10 protein-coding genes are annotated in these 15,621 nt (G+C 66.8%); 6 read left to right on the forward strand and 4 right to left on the reverse strand.

Features of this window, described 5'->3' with window-relative positions; genetic code table 11:
- The first annotated feature begins 73 nt into the window (after positions 1-73).
- On the forward strand, positions 74-1,441 hold the full coding sequence (locus U7114_RS05585; protein ID WP_323056730.1) for an ABC transporter substrate-binding protein: 1,368 nt from the start codon (positions 74-76) through the stop codon (positions 1,439-1,441).
- A gap of 124 nt (positions 1,442-1,565) precedes the next feature.
- Here the strand turns inward: U7114_RS05585 and U7114_RS05590 are convergent, their stop codons facing one another.
- Both U7114_RS05590 and U7114_RS05595 read right to left on the reverse strand, forming a co-directional pair.
- Positions 1,566-3,122: an HNH endonuclease gene (locus U7114_RS05590; protein ID WP_323056731.1), complete on the reverse strand. Its 1,557-nt coding sequence runs from the start codon at positions 3,120-3,122 to the stop codon at positions 1,566-1,568.
- A 450-nt stretch (positions 3,123-3,572) separates the two neighbouring features.
- Positions 3,573-5,588 carry a beta-galactosidase gene (locus U7114_RS05595; RefSeq protein WP_323056732.1) on the reverse strand — a complete coding sequence of 672 codons (2,016 nt, stop codon included), beginning with the start codon at positions 5,586-5,588 and terminating at the stop codon, positions 3,573-3,575.
- Between the two features lie 199 nt (positions 5,589-5,787).
- Between U7114_RS05595 and U7114_RS05600 the strand changes: the two genes are divergently transcribed.
- Genes U7114_RS05600 through U7114_RS05620 form a run of 5 tightly spaced genes read left to right on the forward strand, consistent with a single transcriptional unit; the run spans position 5,788 to position 10,940 of the window.
- Positions 5,788-7,077, forward strand: a complete 1,290-nt coding sequence (locus U7114_RS05600) for an ABC transporter substrate-binding protein (protein ID WP_157241198.1) — start codon at positions 5,788-5,790, stop codon at positions 7,075-7,077.
- Positions 7,078-7,125: 48 nt separating this feature from the next.
- A complete protein-coding gene (locus tag U7114_RS05605; protein WP_321214359.1) occupies positions 7,126-8,079 on the forward strand; it encodes a sugar ABC transporter permease in 954 nt (317 codons plus the stop codon).
- Positions 8,076-8,993 carry a carbohydrate ABC transporter permease gene (locus U7114_RS05610; protein WP_323056733.1) on the forward strand — a complete coding sequence of 306 codons (918 nt, stop codon included), beginning with the start codon at positions 8,076-8,078 and terminating at the stop codon, positions 8,991-8,993. Before U7114_RS05605 ends, U7114_RS05610 begins: the two co-directional genes overlap by 4 nt.
- 22 nt (positions 8,994-9,015) lie before the next feature.
- Positions 9,016-9,642, forward strand: coding sequence for a Poxvirus protein I5 (locus tag U7114_RS05615; RefSeq protein WP_323056734.1), 627 nt, complete (start codon positions 9,016-9,018; stop codon positions 9,640-9,642).
- A gap of 44 nt (positions 9,643-9,686) precedes the next feature.
- Positions 9,687-10,940, forward strand: coding sequence for an MFS transporter (locus U7114_RS05620; RefSeq protein ID WP_323056735.1), 1,254 nt, complete (start codon positions 9,687-9,689; stop codon positions 10,938-10,940).
- A 24-nt stretch (positions 10,941-10,964) separates the two neighbouring features.
- Here U7114_RS05620 and U7114_RS05625 read toward each other — a convergent pair whose 3' ends face one another.
- Together U7114_RS05625 and U7114_RS05630 are read right to left on the reverse strand one after the other, a co-directional pair.
- Positions 10,965-14,285, reverse strand: coding sequence for a family 78 glycoside hydrolase catalytic domain (locus U7114_RS05625; RefSeq protein WP_323056736.1), 3,321 nt, complete (start codon positions 14,283-14,285; stop codon positions 10,965-10,967).
- On the reverse strand, positions 14,285-15,535 hold the full coding sequence (locus tag U7114_RS05630; protein WP_323056737.1) for a Gfo/Idh/MocA family oxidoreductase: 1,251 nt from the start codon (positions 15,533-15,535) through the stop codon (positions 14,285-14,287). The genes U7114_RS05625 and U7114_RS05630 overlap by 1 nt, the downstream gene beginning before the upstream one ends.
- Positions 15,536-15,621 lie beyond the last annotated feature (86 nt).

Genomic DNA, 15,621 nt, shown 5'->3' on the forward strand with positions numbered 1-15,621 from the left:
CGGTGCCACCTCGTTTGAGATTCATCCCCGAACTCCAGCCCCAGCACCAAGATCAAAGAAGATCGGAGCACCAATGCCGCTTTTTTCCCGCTCTGCCCCTGCTGCAGCCAAGCAGCCGGCAGCAACATCCTCCACGGGCGGACGACGCCCCCGACGTAAGGCTGGTGTAGCAGCAGCTGCTGCCGCCGTCGTCATGGCTCTGAGCCTCAGTGCCTGTGGCGGGGGATCCGGTCAACAAAATTCTGACGGCCCCGTCGAACTCCGTTTCTCCTGGTGGGGCGGCGACAAGCGGGCCCAGCTGACCCAGGAAGCCATCAAGAAGTTTGAGGCCGAAAACCCCAACATCAAGATCAAGCCGGAATTCGGTGACTGGAGCGGTTATTGGGACAAGCTTGCCACCCAGGTGGCGGCGAACGATGCCCCGGACATTATCCAGATGGACGAAAAGTACATCACCGAGTACTCCAGCCGCGGAGCCCTTCTTGACCTGTCCAAGTACGACATCGACACCTCCAAGCTCGACGAAGCGGCACTGAACGCGGGCAAGGGCGAAGACGGCCTGACTGGCATCGCGGCCGGCATCAACGCCGCCACCATCCTGGCGAACCCGAAGGTTTTTGAGGCTGCCGGTGTTCCGCTGCCTGACGACTCCAAGTGGACCTGGGAGGACTTTGGGCGGATCGCCTCCGAGGTCACTGCCAAGTCCCCGAAGGGCACCTACGGCGCTGCCGCCTACGGGACCGACGAGGCGTCACTCGGAGTCTGGCTACGCCAGAACGGCAAGTCCCTCTACACCTCCGATGGCAAGCTGGGCTTCGAGCCGGGCGACATCGCCGAATGGTGGGCGTTCCTGAAGCAGCTCAGCGAGAACAAGGCCGTTCCGACCGCATCCGAGGTTGTGGAAGCTGAGGCCGCCCCGCTTGACCAGTCCGGACTCGCCACCGGCAAGAACGGCCTGGCATTCTGGTGGTCCAACCAGGCTCCTGCCTTGGAGAAGGCATCCGGCAGCGACTTGAAGATCCTGCGGTTCCCCAGCAAGACCGGGTCATCCGCCGATGCGAAGCTTTGGTACAAGGCTTCCCAGTTCTGGTCCGCGTCCTCACGCACCAAGCACCCTGAGGAGACCGCCAAGTTCATCAACTTCCTGGCCAACGACGTCAAGGCCGGCGAGACCCTGCTGGCTGACCGCGGCGTCTACCCGAACTCCGAGGTCCGTGCGGCCATCGAGTCCAAGCTGACCCCGGCGGACGTGAAGGTGGTCAAGTTCATCGACCAGATCAAGGACGAACTGGGCGAAGCCCCCGCGCCGCCGCCGAAGGGTGCCGGGGCCATCCAGGAAATCATCAAGCGCTACACTTCCGAGGTTCTCTTTGAGAGGCTGTCCACGGAGGAAGCCGGCAAGAAGGCCCACGCCGAAATGAAATCCGCAATCAGCAGCTAGTCTTCACGCCGCCAACACGGCTTGGGACAACGTGGGTGGACGCCTCCTCCGCCCACCACGTCCGACGGCGGGTGGCAGCTTCGCCCCGGCTGGAATCATCAGGTTCCAGCCGGGGCGAAGCTGTCTAAACTTGTGGCGGCCACGGAAGGGCACTTTCCCTGGACCGTGGCCGTCCGAGACCTGCTCCTTGCGCATGGACGCGTTCTCCCCGCCTATAGACGCGCGGCGGCATCACCCTTCCCGGGAGTTGGACGGCATCGTAGGGTGGCGACTGTGCGACTGCCGGGGCCCGGGCGGGGCGGGCCGGATGTGCACGAGTGGGGGGCTCCGCTCCCTGGTCCACATGGTGTGGCCCCCTACCGTCTTCCTGAGGTACCGGGAATGTTCCGGGGAGGGGTGGTGCGGTGGAATAGTAGGTGTGGCCGGTTGGGGTGGTGGTTGCCACTGTATGCCGCGGGCCGGGCACGCGTTCTGCCGCCCAGCCGCCGGTTTCCTTGGTGTGGTTACAGGCTTCGCAGAGGCCTTGGCCGTTGCCGGCGCTGGTGGCTCCGCCGCTATGCCAGGAAGCAATGTGATCGTGATGCCTGATGGGGGCGTCGCAGTACGGGGTGCGGCAGGTTTCGTCCCGGACTTGAAGGAAGCGCTTCAGCCCCGCCGGGAAAAGCCGGGCTTTGGCATCCATGGCCAGCAGGTCCCCGCTGCCGGGGGCGGTGTAAAGCCGCCGGACCCACACATCAAGCTCGCGGCGAACAGCAGCGGCGTGATCGCCCGCGGCGCCCTCGCCTCCTGCACCCTCGCCTCCGGCACCGTCGCCGGCGGTGCCGTCAGCGGCAGGAGAACCGGCGCTGCCGGTGCTTGGGTCTGTGGCCGGCATTCCCGCGGCCGATGTACTGGCAAGGGCGATGTTTCTGGCCGAGTCTGCGGGAATGGTGCCGTACCCGGGAAGCCGGGCGGTCTCTGAATCGGCCTGGAGCAGGGCGCGGTCGGTCATAACGAGCTGAATCTCCACCCCGCTGATGCCGGCCGGGGTGCCGGTAACCCTGTCGACGAGGGTGTCGGCCATAACCTGCCCCCGGGACCGTTCGTCTCCTGCAGAGCGGGCGGCATCGGCGTCCCTGGCCAGGGCGGCGTAGGCGGCGACGCCTTGGGCAACGGGGAGCAGCGCGGTCAGGTAGGTCATGGTGTCAGGGGCCGGGCGAAGGCTCACGGTCCGTTCGGTAACCGCTCGTGCGGCCCGCTTTGCGATGGAGCGGGGGTCCCGGCGGTACGCCGCGGCGCGGACTGCGGCGACGATGGCGCGGTCGCCGGCGCCGTCGAGCGTGCCGGTGTCGGCAGCGAGTTCCTCATCCACGCCGGCACGGTCCTCCACCGTGAGGCAGATGGTTTCCTTCACGATCAGGGTGGCGCGCCACTCGTTCAGCTGGCCGCTCCGAAAGGCGGCGAAGGTGCGGGGCATGCCCGTAAGGGCTTTGGCCAGGCCCAGCAACCGGGACCCCCTGGCCGGGGATTCCCGCCGTGCCAGTGCGATCTGCGCCGCGACACCGGCGCCCTGCTCATCCACGGGCACGCCGGCGTCAGCCTGCTCCTGCCGCTGCAATAGATCGAAGGCCACAGCAAGCCGGGCCTGCTGCGCGCCGGCCAGGCATTTCAGGTCCTCCCACTGCCGCATCTGCTCAACCATCCCCGCACTATCGCGGGCCACAGGAATACCAGCCAGAACGGCCAGTGCATCAGCGAGGGTCGGCGCGGCAGGCAGGGACGCAGGTGCGCCTCCGGAAGCCGGAACAACAGGCGTTGGGTGGGGTGTATCGGCAGCGGTCGGAATGGCACGCGATGCGTGGGGTTTATCGGCAAAGGTCGGAATGGCAGGGGAGGAGTCCGGCTTATCCCCTTCGATAACCACAGGCGAGGGCTGCGGCACGCTGGCAGCAAGGGGCACCCGAGGCTCCGCCCCCAGCACTGCAACCGTCCCCAATACCGCTTCCATAGCCAAAGTCTTCCACCAGGGTGTGACAACGACAGCCACCCAAAAGCCCTATGTGGAAAACGGGAAAAGCCGCTCCGCCCTGTGCAAAGCGGAAGGGCGACGCCAAAGGAGGCGCCGCCGTCGCACGTTCTTGGGCGCGGGTGACTAGCCCTCCGCAACTACCGCCACGCCGCCCGCCGGGACCCGCCCCGGAAACGGTTCGCCGGTCAGCAAATCCTGGCCGGATGCCTCTACGGCGGCATCCGAACGCGTGTGGTTGATCGCGAAAAGGAAGCCCTGCCCGTCGGCAGAGCGCCGCCGCACCAGTTCCACACCAGGGTCGGCCGCAGCAGCGGGGGCCACACCGGACTCTTCCAACAGCCGGTCCACCATGGAATCAATGCCGTCGGGATCGGGGAACGTGGCCAGGTACCAGGCCGCTCCCGAACCCACGGCCCGTCGCGTGAGGGACGGTACGCCTTCCAGCGGATACTCGGTAAACGCCTGCATGGCTTCCGCGCCGGCCAGGTGGACGTGCTCGCTCCAGATGGAAGAAACGGTCCCGTCGCTCAGCTTCAGCTGCGACCCGGCCAGCAATGGATGGAACTCCTCAACCCGAACGCCCAGCAGCTCCCGGAAGGCCCCGGGATAGCCGCCCAGCCGGACGTGGTCCTTCCCGTCCGCGATCCCGCTGAAGTAGCTCACCAGCACAGTGGCGCCGGCGGAGGCTGCGGCGGAAATGTTGGCCGCGGCCTCGTCAGTGACGGAGTACAGGGTGCACACCAGCACGAGGTCGTATCCATCAAAGGAAGCGGAAGGGTGCACGAAATCCACGGACACGCCCCGAAGGAACAGCGAGCGGTGGAAGGCCCGCTGCAGGTCAAGGTACCGCACGTCAATGCTCGGCTTGGAGTCGATCTCACTGGCCCACCAGGCCTCGTAGTCGAACACGATCGCAACCCGGGATTCCACTCGCGAACCGCGCACCGGAGCCAACCGCTTCAGGTCCGCCCCCAGTTCCACCACCTCGCGCCACACCCGGGTGTCCCGGCCGCCGTGCGGCACCATGGCCGAGTGGAACTTCTCCGAGCCGGCGAAGCTTTGCCGCCACTGGAAAAACATCACGGCGTCGGCACCGCGGGACACGTGCGCCAGCGAGTTGCGCAGCATTTCCCCGGGCATCTTGGGCCGGTTTCGCGGCTGCCAGTTGACGGCCGACGTCGAATGTTCCATCAGGATCCACGGGTCCCCTTCCGCGATGCCGCGGGTGAGGTCCGCGCTGAACGCGAGTTCGATGTGCCGCTCCGGATCGGCGGCCACGAGGTAGTGGTCGTTGGCGATGACGTCCAGGTCCTTGGCCCAGTCAAAGTAGTCCATGGACTTGGTGGCGCTGGAAGCCATGAGGTTGGTGGTGCACGGCACCCCCGGTGTGACTTCCCGCAGGACCGCCACGAGTTCGCGGTAGTAGTCCATGAGTACCCAGGAGCTGAAGCGCTGGAAGTCCAGCTGCTGCCCCGGATTCAGCGTGGAAGGCGCGGCTGCGGGCGGCAGGATCTCCTCGAATGAGCCGTAATGCTGGGACCAGAACGCCGTGCCCCAGGCGGCATTCAAGGCCGCGATGCTGCCGTACCGCCGCTCGAGCCACAGGCGGAACGCGGCGGCGTCTTCCTCGCCGTAGAACTCCGAAACGTGGCAGCCCAGTTCGTTGTCCACGTGCCACAGCGCCAGGGCGGGGTGGTCCTTGTAGCGCTCCGCGAGCATCCGGGTGATGCCGCTGGCGTAGCGGCGGTAAACGGCCGACGACGGCGTGTAGTGCCGCCGTGACCCCGGGCCCAGCACGGTTCCGTCAGCCGTGACCGGGAGGATTTCCGGATGCTTCCATACCAGCCATGCCGGGGGAGCTGCGGTGGCGGTGGCCAGGGCGACCTTGACGCCGATGCCGTGGAGGTTGTCCAGCACCTCATCGAGCCAGCCGAAGTCGTACTTCCCTTCGGCGGGTTCCAGCAGTGCCCAGGAGAAAATTCCCACGCTCAGGAAGTTCACGCCCGCTTCCCTCATCAGCTCCAGGTCCTCCAGGCGGACGCTGACGGGCCACTGCTCTGGGTTGTAGTCCCCGCCGTAGGCGATGCCTCCGATGTTGTTCCAGACGCTGGCCGGCTGGGAGATATCCTGCGAATCCATGGGACTCCTTCATCTAATGAGAGGGCTGTGGCACTGGGAGAAAACGTATTCTTGGAAAACGCTTGCCCATATTAATGGAAAACGCTTGCCCGCAGCCGGGAATGCCGATATTGTATCGATTCAGAAGCCGTGTAAGCCAGCTCACTACTCCCGTTGCAGGTGGGCGACAGCATTGCACAGATCGAGCAAGGAGGCTCCCATGATCAACAGAAGGCATTTCCTCACCACCGTGGCCGTCGGCACCGCATCTGCTGCGGCCCTCGCGGCGTGCGGAACGGGCTCCAGCTCTTCCGGAGGGGCCGGCACCGCCGAGAAGCCCGTCACCATCAATTACACCTGGTGGGGCAACGATGACCGTGCGGAGCGCACACGCAAGGCCATTGCCCTGTTCGAGTCGAAGAACCCGGATATCAAGGTCAACGGCAACTTCACCGACTTCGCCGGGTACTGGCAGAAGCGTGCCACCGAAGCTGCCGGCGGCGGCCTGCCCGACGTAATGCAGTGGGACCTCTCCTACTTGCGGGATTACGGCCAGCGCAACCAGCTCCTGGACCTGGGTACCGTCAAGATCAACACGGATGCCTTTGACAAGTCCCTCCTGCCGTCCGGCCAGATCCGGGGCAAGACCTACGGCATCCCCACCAGCACCAACGCCTTCGCCGTCTACTACGATCCCGCCAAGCTGGCCTCCCTGGGCATTGCCGAGCCGGACGGCACGTGGACCTACAAGGAGTACAACGCCTTCCTCGCCGAAGTAGGCACCAAGGGCAACGGCGCGCTTTTCGGCTCCACCGACTACACCGGCGTCTGGTGGATGTTCAACATCTGGCTGCGCCAGAACAACATCCAAGCGTTCACTGAGGACGGCAAGCTCGGCTTCACCAAGGATGACCTGAAGAAGTGGTGGAACCAGACCGCCGCCCTTCGCGGCACCCCTGCCCTCGTCTCCGAAGAGCGCGTCACCCAGCTCGCCCCCAAGTCCCCCTTTGGCTCGAATGTCACCGCCAGCGAAGTCACCTGGGACAACTTCATGGCCGCCTACCTCGGGGACAGCGGTGCCAAGGAGCTCAAGCTGGTGCCGGTGCCCTCGGATGACCCGGACAACCTGGGCCTGTTCCTCAAACCGTCCATGCTGATGGTGGCCAGCGCCAAGACCAAGTACAAGGATGCTGCTGCCCGCTTCATCGACTTCATGGTCAACGACCCCGAAGTGGGCAACATCTTCAAGACCTCCCGCGGCGTTCCGGCGTCGAAGACCCAGCGGGACGGCACCACCTTCGAAGGTACTGACAAGCTCGTCGTCGACTACGAAAAGTCGATCGAGCAGTACCTCAAGGACGCTCCCGAGCCGCCCATCGTCGGTTTCGGCACCCTCGAGACATCCTTCAAGCGGGTCAGCTCGGACCTGAACTACGGCAAGTTGACCATCGACGGTGCAGCCGATTCCTGGTTCAAGGAAGCCGAAGACCTCATCAAGCAGAACGCCTGACCAGGCAGACTGACTGACCAAGACGTCCACAACTGACGGAATGAACCCGTGACCCAAAGCCCAACCCTGAGCAGGCGTTCGACGTCGTCCGCCTCCCCGCTGCCGCGCAAGTCGCGGCAGCGGGGGGTGGACGCCCGCGCCGGCTATACCTTCCTGCTGCCCTGGCTGCTGGGATTCATCGCCCTCACCATCGGGCCGATGATTTCCTCGCTGTATCTGTCCTTCACCAACTACAACCTGTTTGATCCGCCCAAATGGATCGGTTTCGACAACTACACCACCCTCTTCCAGGACGAGCGGTTCCTGCAGTCGGTGGGCGTGACCGTCAGCTACGTTGTGTTCGGTACCCCGCTCAAGCTCGCCGCCGCACTGGCAGTGGCGATGCTCCTGAACAGCAAGCGCCGCGGCCAGGGGTTCTACAGGTCCGCGTTCTATGCCCCGTCCCTGATCGGCGCCTCGGTGTCCATCGCGATTGTCTGGAAGGCCATGTTCGGCGATTCGGGCCCAGTGGACCAGGGCCTGTCCCTCTTCGGGATCAACCTGGGCGGGTGGGTGGGCAACCCGGCCATGACCATGCCGATGTTCATCCTGCTGACCGTGTGGCAGTTCGGCGCCCCGATGGTGATCTTCCTGGCCGGCCTGAAGCAGATCCCCAACGATCTTTACGAGGCCGCGTCCATGGATGGGGCCGGGCCGGTGCGGAAGTTCCTCAACATCACCTGGCCCATGCTGTCGCCGGTGATCTTCTTCAACCTGCTGATGGAAACCATCCACGCGTTCCAGATCTTCAACTCGGCCTACATCATCTCCAACGGTGAAGGCGGCCCGGCCGGCTCCACCCTCTTCTACACCCTCTACCTCTACCTGCGGGGCTTCAGCGATTTCCGGATGGGCTACGCCTCGGCCATGGCCTGGCTGCTCCTGATCGTGGTGGGCATCCTGACCCTGATCATCTTCCGCACGTCCAAGTCCTGGGTCCATTACAGCGGTGATGCAAAATGACAACCATGGCAACCCCCACCCAGTCCGCCCGCGACGCACAGGTGCCGCACTACAACCCGAAATCCGAATCAGCAGGTGCCAAGCGCGCCAAGAGCACCATTTTCCACGTCGTGGCGCTGGCACTCACGGCCGTGGTCCTGTACCCGGGCCTGTGGATGATCGCCTCCTCGTTCAAGCCCAATGCCGAGATCGGCGGCGCGAACACGTCGCTGTGGTCCAACAACTTCAGCTTCGACAACTTCGTCACAGCCATGGACGGGATCGGCGGGGTCCCCACCCTGCAGTTCTTCACCAACTCCCTGATCCTGGCCGTCGGTGCCGTGGCGGGAACCGTCCTCTCGGCGTCGGTCTCCGCCTACGCGTTCGCCCGGATCAAGTTTCCCGGCCGCAGCGTGTTCTTCGGCATGATGATCGCCACCCTGCTCCTGCCTTTCCACGTGGTGATCATCCCGCAGTACATCGTGTTCCAGCAGCTGGGCCTGGTGGACACGTACGTGCCGCTGCTGATCGGCAAGTTCCTCGCCGCCGACGCGTTCTTCGTGTTCCTCATGGTCCAGTTCATGCGCAACCTCCCCGGTGAGCTGGACGAGGCGGCAAGGATCGACGGCGCCGGCCACGTCCGGATCTTCACGTCCATCATGCTCCCGCTGATGAAGCCGGCCCTGATCTCCACCTCGATCTTCTCCTTCATCTGGAGCTGGAACGACTTCCTGGGCCCGCTGCTCTACCTGAACACCCCGGACAAGTACCCGCTGCCCCTGGCGCTGCGCCTCTTCGTGGACCAGACCCAGTCCTCGGACTACGGCGCCATGATCGCCATGTCCGTCCTGGCCCTCCTGCCCGTGCTGATCTTCTTCCTGGTGTTCCAGCGCTACATCGTCGAAGGCGTCTCCACCCAGGGCCTCAAAGGCTAGTGCCGGGAACCCGAGACAGAAAATGAGCGCCATGGACAGCACCACACCCGTCCCCAACCACCACGAACCCGTCCCGGTGAACCGCTTCGCACTGTTCTCCGAGACCCTCCTGGCCGGGGTGCTGGTCCTGGTGCTCTCCATCCCGCTGGTGACGATTCCCGCCGCGTACGCGGCGGGAATCGCCCACCTGGAACGGCACCTCTCCGGCCGCGACGATTCCGTCCGCGGCCTCTGGGGCACGTTCAAAGCTGCCCTGCCCGGCAGCTGGAAGCTGGGAATCACGACGGCGGCAGCCGCCGTCGTGATTGTCCTCAACCTGCTGCTCGCGTGGGTGGGGCAGCTGCCCGGCCGCGAAGTGGTCCTGCCGGCCACCCTGATCCTTGCCGCCGGGGCGGCCATCCTGCTGCTGCGCACCGCCGCCGGGTGGCCTGACGCCGCAGTCTCTTCAAAGGATGGCAAGAGTGCCTGGCGCTTGGCGCTCGAAAATGCCCAATCGCTGTCCGTCAGGGACTGGACCGGATCGCTCCTGCTGGCTGCCGCACTCTTCGGGGCAGTGGTTTTCGTCTGGATGCTCGCAGCACTCTTCGTGGTGGTTCCCGGCACCCTCATCCTCGCCGCCGCGGCGGTCAAACTGCGTTCCGCCCGCTGAACATTTTTCCTGGTCCTGCCCGCCACTATTGAGTTGAGTCCGACGTGTCTTCCGACCGCCAGCGTTCCGAACAGTCCGTCCATTCCCCGCAGGACCAGCCCCGGTGGTACCAGCCGCTGACGCAGCGGAACTACCGGCTCTTCCTGGCCCTGGTGTTTGCAGGGAGCGTGGGTGTGTGGATGCAGCGGCTCGCCCAGGACTGGCTGGTGCTGCAGCTGACCGGCAGTCCCGCCGCCGTGGGCGTGGCCGTTGCCCTCCAGTTCCTTCCCATGCTGGTGGTGGGGCCCCTGAGCGGCCTGCTGGTGGACATGTTTTCCAAGCGGCGCATCATGCTGGCCTGCCAGGCCGTCATTGCCGTCCTGGCCCTGGGCCTGGCGGCCTGGGCGGCGACCGGCACCATCACCGTCTGGGCTGTCTACGCCAGTTGCGCTGCGCTCGGCGTGACGTCCGCCATCAACCAGCCTGCCATCCAGGTGTTCGTTAACGAAGTGGTAGGCGACGCCGCCCTCCGGCCCGCTATCGGCCTCAACAATGCAACCGGCCAGCTGGGCGCCATGGCGGGCCCGGCCCTGGCAGGAGTTGTCATTGCGCAGGCAGGAACGGCCGCGGCGTTCGCGGCGAACTCGCTGCTGTGCTTGCTGGTCCTCGGCCTGATCGCGGCCATCCGTCCTGCCGAGCTGCACACAAGCGTTCCGGTGGTTCGCGGGCAGGGCCAGCTCCTGGCCGGGTTCCGCTACGTCCGGGAACGGCCTCCGTTGCTGCTGGTCATTGCCCTGGCCGGGCTGTTGGGTGTGTTCGGCATGAACGGGCCGGTGGTCTTGGCGGCGTTCGCCGAGCGGGTGTGGCACAACGGCGTTGAAGGGTTCGGCCTCTTCAATACCGTCAGCGCCCTCGGTGCCCTGGCCGGAGCGCTCCTGGCAGCCCGGCTGAGAAGCCTGGGCCGGAAGGGGATCGTGGCCGCCGCCGGCCTGTTCGGGCTCTCCCAGTTGGTGGCTGCCCTGATGCCCGACCTCGTCCTCTTCACTGCGATGCTTGCGGTGGTGGGCCTCATGACCCTCCTGTTCCTGACCAGCGCCGCCACCGCGGTCCAGCTTGAAGCCGGGCCGGAAATCCGTGGCCGCGTGATGGCCCTCTACCTTCCGCTCCTGCTCGGCGGCCATGCCCTGGGCGGCCTCCTGGCCGGCTGGTTGACCGAGCAGTTCGGCGTGCGCCTCGGCTTGGTGGCCACCGGCGCCGGAGGCATGCTGTCAGCCGCCGTCATCGGATTCCTGCTCTGGCTGAACTCCCGGAAAACCTAAGCCCGCGTACGGCGCGGGTGCGGATCACCGGGATGGCGAGAACGTCCAGGTGCCGGCAAGGACGCGGAACTCCACCTTGGCTGCACCGCTGGCCGTGCCGCCGTCGGGATGCATGCCCGGTTTCGCGGCACTCGCCGGAGCGGAATGTTCGACGGCGGCATCCGCCGCAGCGTCCTTAGCCCGGGTCGTGACCCGGTACCTGCCGGCCGGCAGCCGGACAACTGCGGTGGTTCCGGCCGGAATGGTGCATTCCAGCCGCACCAGCCCGTCTTCCCGGCTCCAGTTGGCCTCCACATATCCGTTCGCCGCAGGCACGGAGCCGCGGGCATGTTCCAGCCGGCACAGCGGTGGCTCGAGCACCAGCCCGCAGCCTCCCGGTGAGCTGTATCGGACGCCCAGCAGGTGTTCAAGGATCTCCTTGGCCACGGATGCCGACCAGGCGTGGGACTGGCTGTAGTCCGTTCCCTCCACCAGGTCCCACGCCTCCCAGGTGAAGGTGGCACCGCGGTCCAAAAGACGTGCCCAGCCGGGCTGGTCCTTGTCCGTCAGAAGGTCCAGCACGGCGTCCGTCAGCCCCTGGGAAAGGAGTGCGCGAACCAGGCGGTGCACGGTCATGGGCCCCTGCATCATGCCCAAGGCGGCGATCCGCCGGGCGTCAGAGGCCGCCAGTTCCGGCTCAGTGATGCCCAAGGACAGCGGAAAGGACGTGGCGTGCTGTGAGGCGTGCGAGCTGGGTGTGCCGTCGGCGTGCAGGCCGTCCACCATCACACCGTCCACGCGCAGGCGGGCGCGGATTGCGCCGGCCAGGTGCCGGGCAGACGAGGCGTAGCGGATGGCGGCCTCGTGGTCGCCCGCCAGGCTGCAGAGCCGGGACGTGGCGACGAGTGCAGAATAGGCCTGGGCGTTGACGGTTGTCTTGGCCGCGCACTCCATGTCGTAGCCGAACCGGCCGGGTTCGGGCCAGTCCACGATGCCGTGCAGGTAGGGGCCGGAACCGCCGCCCAGCCGGGTGACCAGTCCCGCCGTCGGACCATCTGCCGGAATGTGCCGCAGCGCGTAGTCCGCGGTGTTGCGGCAGTGCGGCAGCAGTTCCCGGACCAGGGCGAGGTCCCCGGTGCGAAGATAGTACTCCTCGGCCCACTCGGGAATCATGAGGGAGAAATCCGGGATGTCGCGCTTGCCGTCCCCATTGGGGTATACCGCGTTGTAGCGGCCCCGGTCTTCGCCGTCTGTCCAGTACCGGGCCGCCGACCAGCCGAACTCCCGCAGCGCCTGGGCGGTATAGGCATGTTCCCCGAAGAGCGCCATCGTGGCGTAGGAGATGTTTACGGCGTCCGCCAGGAACTGGCCCTTCTCCCGCGTAGGGGTGTCCACGAACTGCTCCTGGACGCCGAACAGTGCTGAGTCCCGCAGCAGCTTGAACACATCATTCAGGGCGGGATCCGAACTGCTGAAGCTCCCCTCGCCCGGATGCCGGCCGTGCACCACCAGTGCGCCCAGCCGGTTCACCTCTGCGGTGTCCACGCCGGGAAGCTCAAGGTAGCGGAAGCCCAGGTGCACCGTGGCCCGGAACTGCTGCGGGCCCGCCGACTGCGTATACGGGAAGGACATGTCCGTGTTCTGGCTTGCCGTCCTTCCGGTGTCCACCCGTCCGTCGGACCGGAGGGTGTAGCCGGTACGGATCATAAGGGTGCGGCCGGGAACGCCGTCCAGGAAGTCCACTTCGGGGCGCCCGGGAAGGACCTGGCCGAAGTCCGCCACCAGCGTGCCGTCGTCAGCCGCCAGAAAGGCCTTGGGCGCCGCGAATTCCTGGGCAAGGAAAGTGCGGCGCGGGTGCAGCCGGGGAAATTCCGGTGCCGGGTGGCCGCCGTAACTGATCGCGGCGGGCAGGTCATCGGCGGCGGAGGGAGCCGCGGCGGCAGCATGCCCGTCCAGGTGTTCCACGGGGTCGCCCTCGTCGTTGCGGTACCCGGACTGCCGGTAGGGCGCCTCGCCTGCGGTCCAGTCCGCTCCGGAGCCGAACACTTCCCGGCGGCCGTCCGTGTACTGCACGCTGATGTGGACCAGCAGGCCGGGCAGTCCGGCGGCGCGGCCTTGGCCCGGGCCGTACCAGTGGAGCAGGGCCGTCAGCGGAACAGCTGTGGCCGGAGGCTGGGCGGCGAGCAGCCCGGTGACGTCTGCGGCGTCGTAGTAGCCTTCGCCCGGATAGCCGAAGGATGTTGTGCTCAAGCAGGCGGTACCGGCCAGGGAGAGCTGCGCGTGGTGGTTCGCGGCCAGGAACACCCGCGCGCGGCGCACTGTACCGGTCAACGTCAGGGTGGTCCGGAACAAGGTCCATTCATCCGGCTGGCGGTGCGCCGTAGTGGAACTCCAGTGGGCCAGGCAGGCGCGGGCGTGGTCCCCGGCGGCGTTGAACTTGTGGTCCAGCAGCAGGGCGCTGGCGGTGGTGATGCGAAGGGACGCGTACTCGGCCTGGGTCCGCGGACCCTGGTGCAGGGCGAGTTTGCCGGCGGACCCGGCAGCGGCCGGCTCATGCACGGCCAAGAGTTCTACACCGTCCAGGGAGACTGTGATGGCCAGCCCGTCATCAGTGACCACCAGGTCCTGCCACGAGCCGGACGCCACGTCCTGGCGCGGCAGCCGGGCCGTGGCCAGCTCGGCGGTCTCCGGGGCGCCCGGGGCGGGAATGTCCCATTCCGGTGCATGCCGCAGGACCACCTCGCCCGCCGAGTTGAGTTCCAGCAGCAGGCCTGTGCCGGGTCCGTTGCTCCGCAGGATCAGTCCCGCCCATCCCATGGCCGGCCGGACGCGGGCTTCAAGGCGGAAGCTGCGGACAGGCGGGCAGGGAACCGGCAGGAACGGCGAGCCCGCCACCCGCAGGGCGTTGTCCAGGATTTCCAGGGGTGCGCGGCCGCCGGGCACCCTCCTGATCCAGTCCGCCTGCCAGGAAGGATCGGCAAGCCCGGTGCTGAAAGGCTGCGCCGCGGACCAGGCCCCGGGCATTCCTGTTGCGTCGCGGACCCGCACGCGCCAGGCATAGTCTGTGTCGTCGTCGAGCGCTGGCCCGCGATAGGGGACGCCCCGCTGGGCGGCGGAGGGGACCGGCCCCGAACTCCAAAACTTCACCCCTTGTGAGTCTTCCACCGTGATTTCAAAGCCGGTCTGCAGTGCGCGCGCCGGGTCTGCGCCCTCCTGCTGGGCAAGTTGCCAGCTGAAGGTGGGGTGCGGCGTGGCCGTCAGGCAGGCCGCGAGGCCGTCGGTCAGGAGGTTGACGGCGTGCAGTTGGCCGGTGGCGGTGGCTGGTGCTTTGCGTGCCGCGGCCTTTCCTGCCCACTGCCGGCGCATCAGGAAACCGGCAGGCTGAAGGCGTGAGGGGCACTGGTGGCCCACGGCAGGCCCAGCTCACTGAACGTGGCGTGCCCGCGGCCGGCACGGTCCAGTGCCGACTCGATGTCAAGGACGACGGCGCGGGCTGCTTCACCTGCCCCCTCCCACCGGACGTGCGAATCACCGATGGGCGCCGGCGGCGGAGCGGTCCGGACCGCTTCCAGGACCAGCATGAATGCGCCGCTGTCCAGCAGCGGGCTGGTCAGCGGAGTTCCGCCGTTCCGGTGCGCCAGGAGATTCTCGGTGAGGTCGTCGCGGCCATAGGTTTCCTCGGACGTGCCGGCCGCCGTGGTGACGCTCAGGCGGTCCTCCGTGTAGTGGAACACGGCAGTTCCGGCTGATCCCTGGAGGGTGACGCAGGGCTCCACCGATTCCGCCGCGCAGATGGTGAGGGCGCAGGTGATGGGCAGGCCGGACACCGTGCGGATACGGATCACTGAGGTGTCATCGGACTCGATATCGTTGGCACGGTACAGCTCGGTTTCCACGGACACCACATCAGCCGTGGTCCGTGCCCCGGCGATCCTCAACGCCGTTGCCACGGCATGCGCCAGGGGATTGGTGGCCACACCGTCCACCACGTCCACGCCGTTGATGCTGCGCTTTCCGGCCCACCGTGAGCGTTTGTAGTACGCCCGGTCGCGGACCCAGCGGCCCGTGGCCGAAATGCCCTGGAGCGTGCCGATGGTGCCGTCCGCCAGCAGGTCTTCGATGGCCTGAAGGGCATGCGAACCGAGGCTCTGGAACCCCACCTGGACGCTCCTGCCCGATGCCGCGGCTGCGTCACAGAGCCGGTTGAAGTCCGCCAATGACGCAACGGGAGGCTTCTCCAGATAGAGGTCCGCGTCTGTCCGCAGGGCCGCCAGCGCCAGCGGGGCATGGGTCTGGATGGGGGTTGCCACGATGACCAGGTCCAGCGTCCGGGTGGCGGCGAGCAGCTCGGCCAGCCCCGGATAGACCGCGGCCGACGGCGGGAGGGAACCGGCTTCCGGCGGCTGCGGGTCCGCCACGGCAATGAGTTCGACGGCGCCTGCCGCCTGGAGCCGTTCAAGGTTGCGGAGGTGGTGGGTGCCGAAGCCGTGCACGCCGACGAGGGCCACCCTGGCTGCCCTGCTGCCGCCCATGGCAGGCGCCCAGGCCCCGGCGGACGCTTCGGCGGACGCTTCGGCGGGCGTTTCGGTGGAACGGGTGCCTCTTGGCGTTCCCATGGTTCTCCGTTCTGCCCGGCGGGCACTGGCCGTTGCGCGAGCAGGATTCAGCAAGCGCTTTCCACCAACCAGTGTGCGGGACGGGA

The sequence above is a fragment of the Pseudarthrobacter sp. C1 genome, from assembly GCF_034720455.1.
Taxonomy (GTDB): Bacteria; Actinomycetota; Actinomycetes; order Actinomycetales; family Micrococcaceae; genus Arthrobacter.

Coding starts and splice junctions, on each gene's coding strand:
- U7114_RS05600 (WP_157241198.1), top strand. CDS start 5,788: ATGATCAACAGAAGGCATTTCCTCACCACCGTGGCCGTCGGCACCGCA.
- U7114_RS05590 (WP_323056731.1), bottom strand. CDS start 3,122: ATGGTTGAGCAGATGCGGCAGTGGGAGGACCTGAAATGCCTGGCCGGC.
- U7114_RS05625 (WP_323056736.1), bottom strand. CDS start 14,285: ATGCGCCGGCAGTGGGCAGGAAAGGCCGCGGCACGCAAAGCACCAGCC.
- U7114_RS05585 (WP_323056730.1), top strand. CDS start 74: ATGCCGCTTTTTTCCCGCTCTGCCCCTGCTGCAGCCAAGCAGCCGGCA.
- U7114_RS05595 (WP_323056732.1), bottom strand. CDS start 5,588: ATGGATTCGCAGGATATCTCCCAGCCGGCCAGCGTCTGGAACAACATC.
- U7114_RS05615 (WP_323056734.1), top strand. CDS start 9,016: ATGAGCGCCATGGACAGCACCACACCCGTCCCCAACCACCACGAACCC.
- U7114_RS05610 (WP_323056733.1), top strand. CDS start 8,076: ATGACAACCATGGCAACCCCCACCCAGTCCGCCCGCGACGCACAGGTG.
- U7114_RS05630 (WP_323056737.1), bottom strand. CDS start 15,535: ATGGGAACGCCAAGAGGCACCCGTTCCACCGAAACGCCCGCCGAAGCG.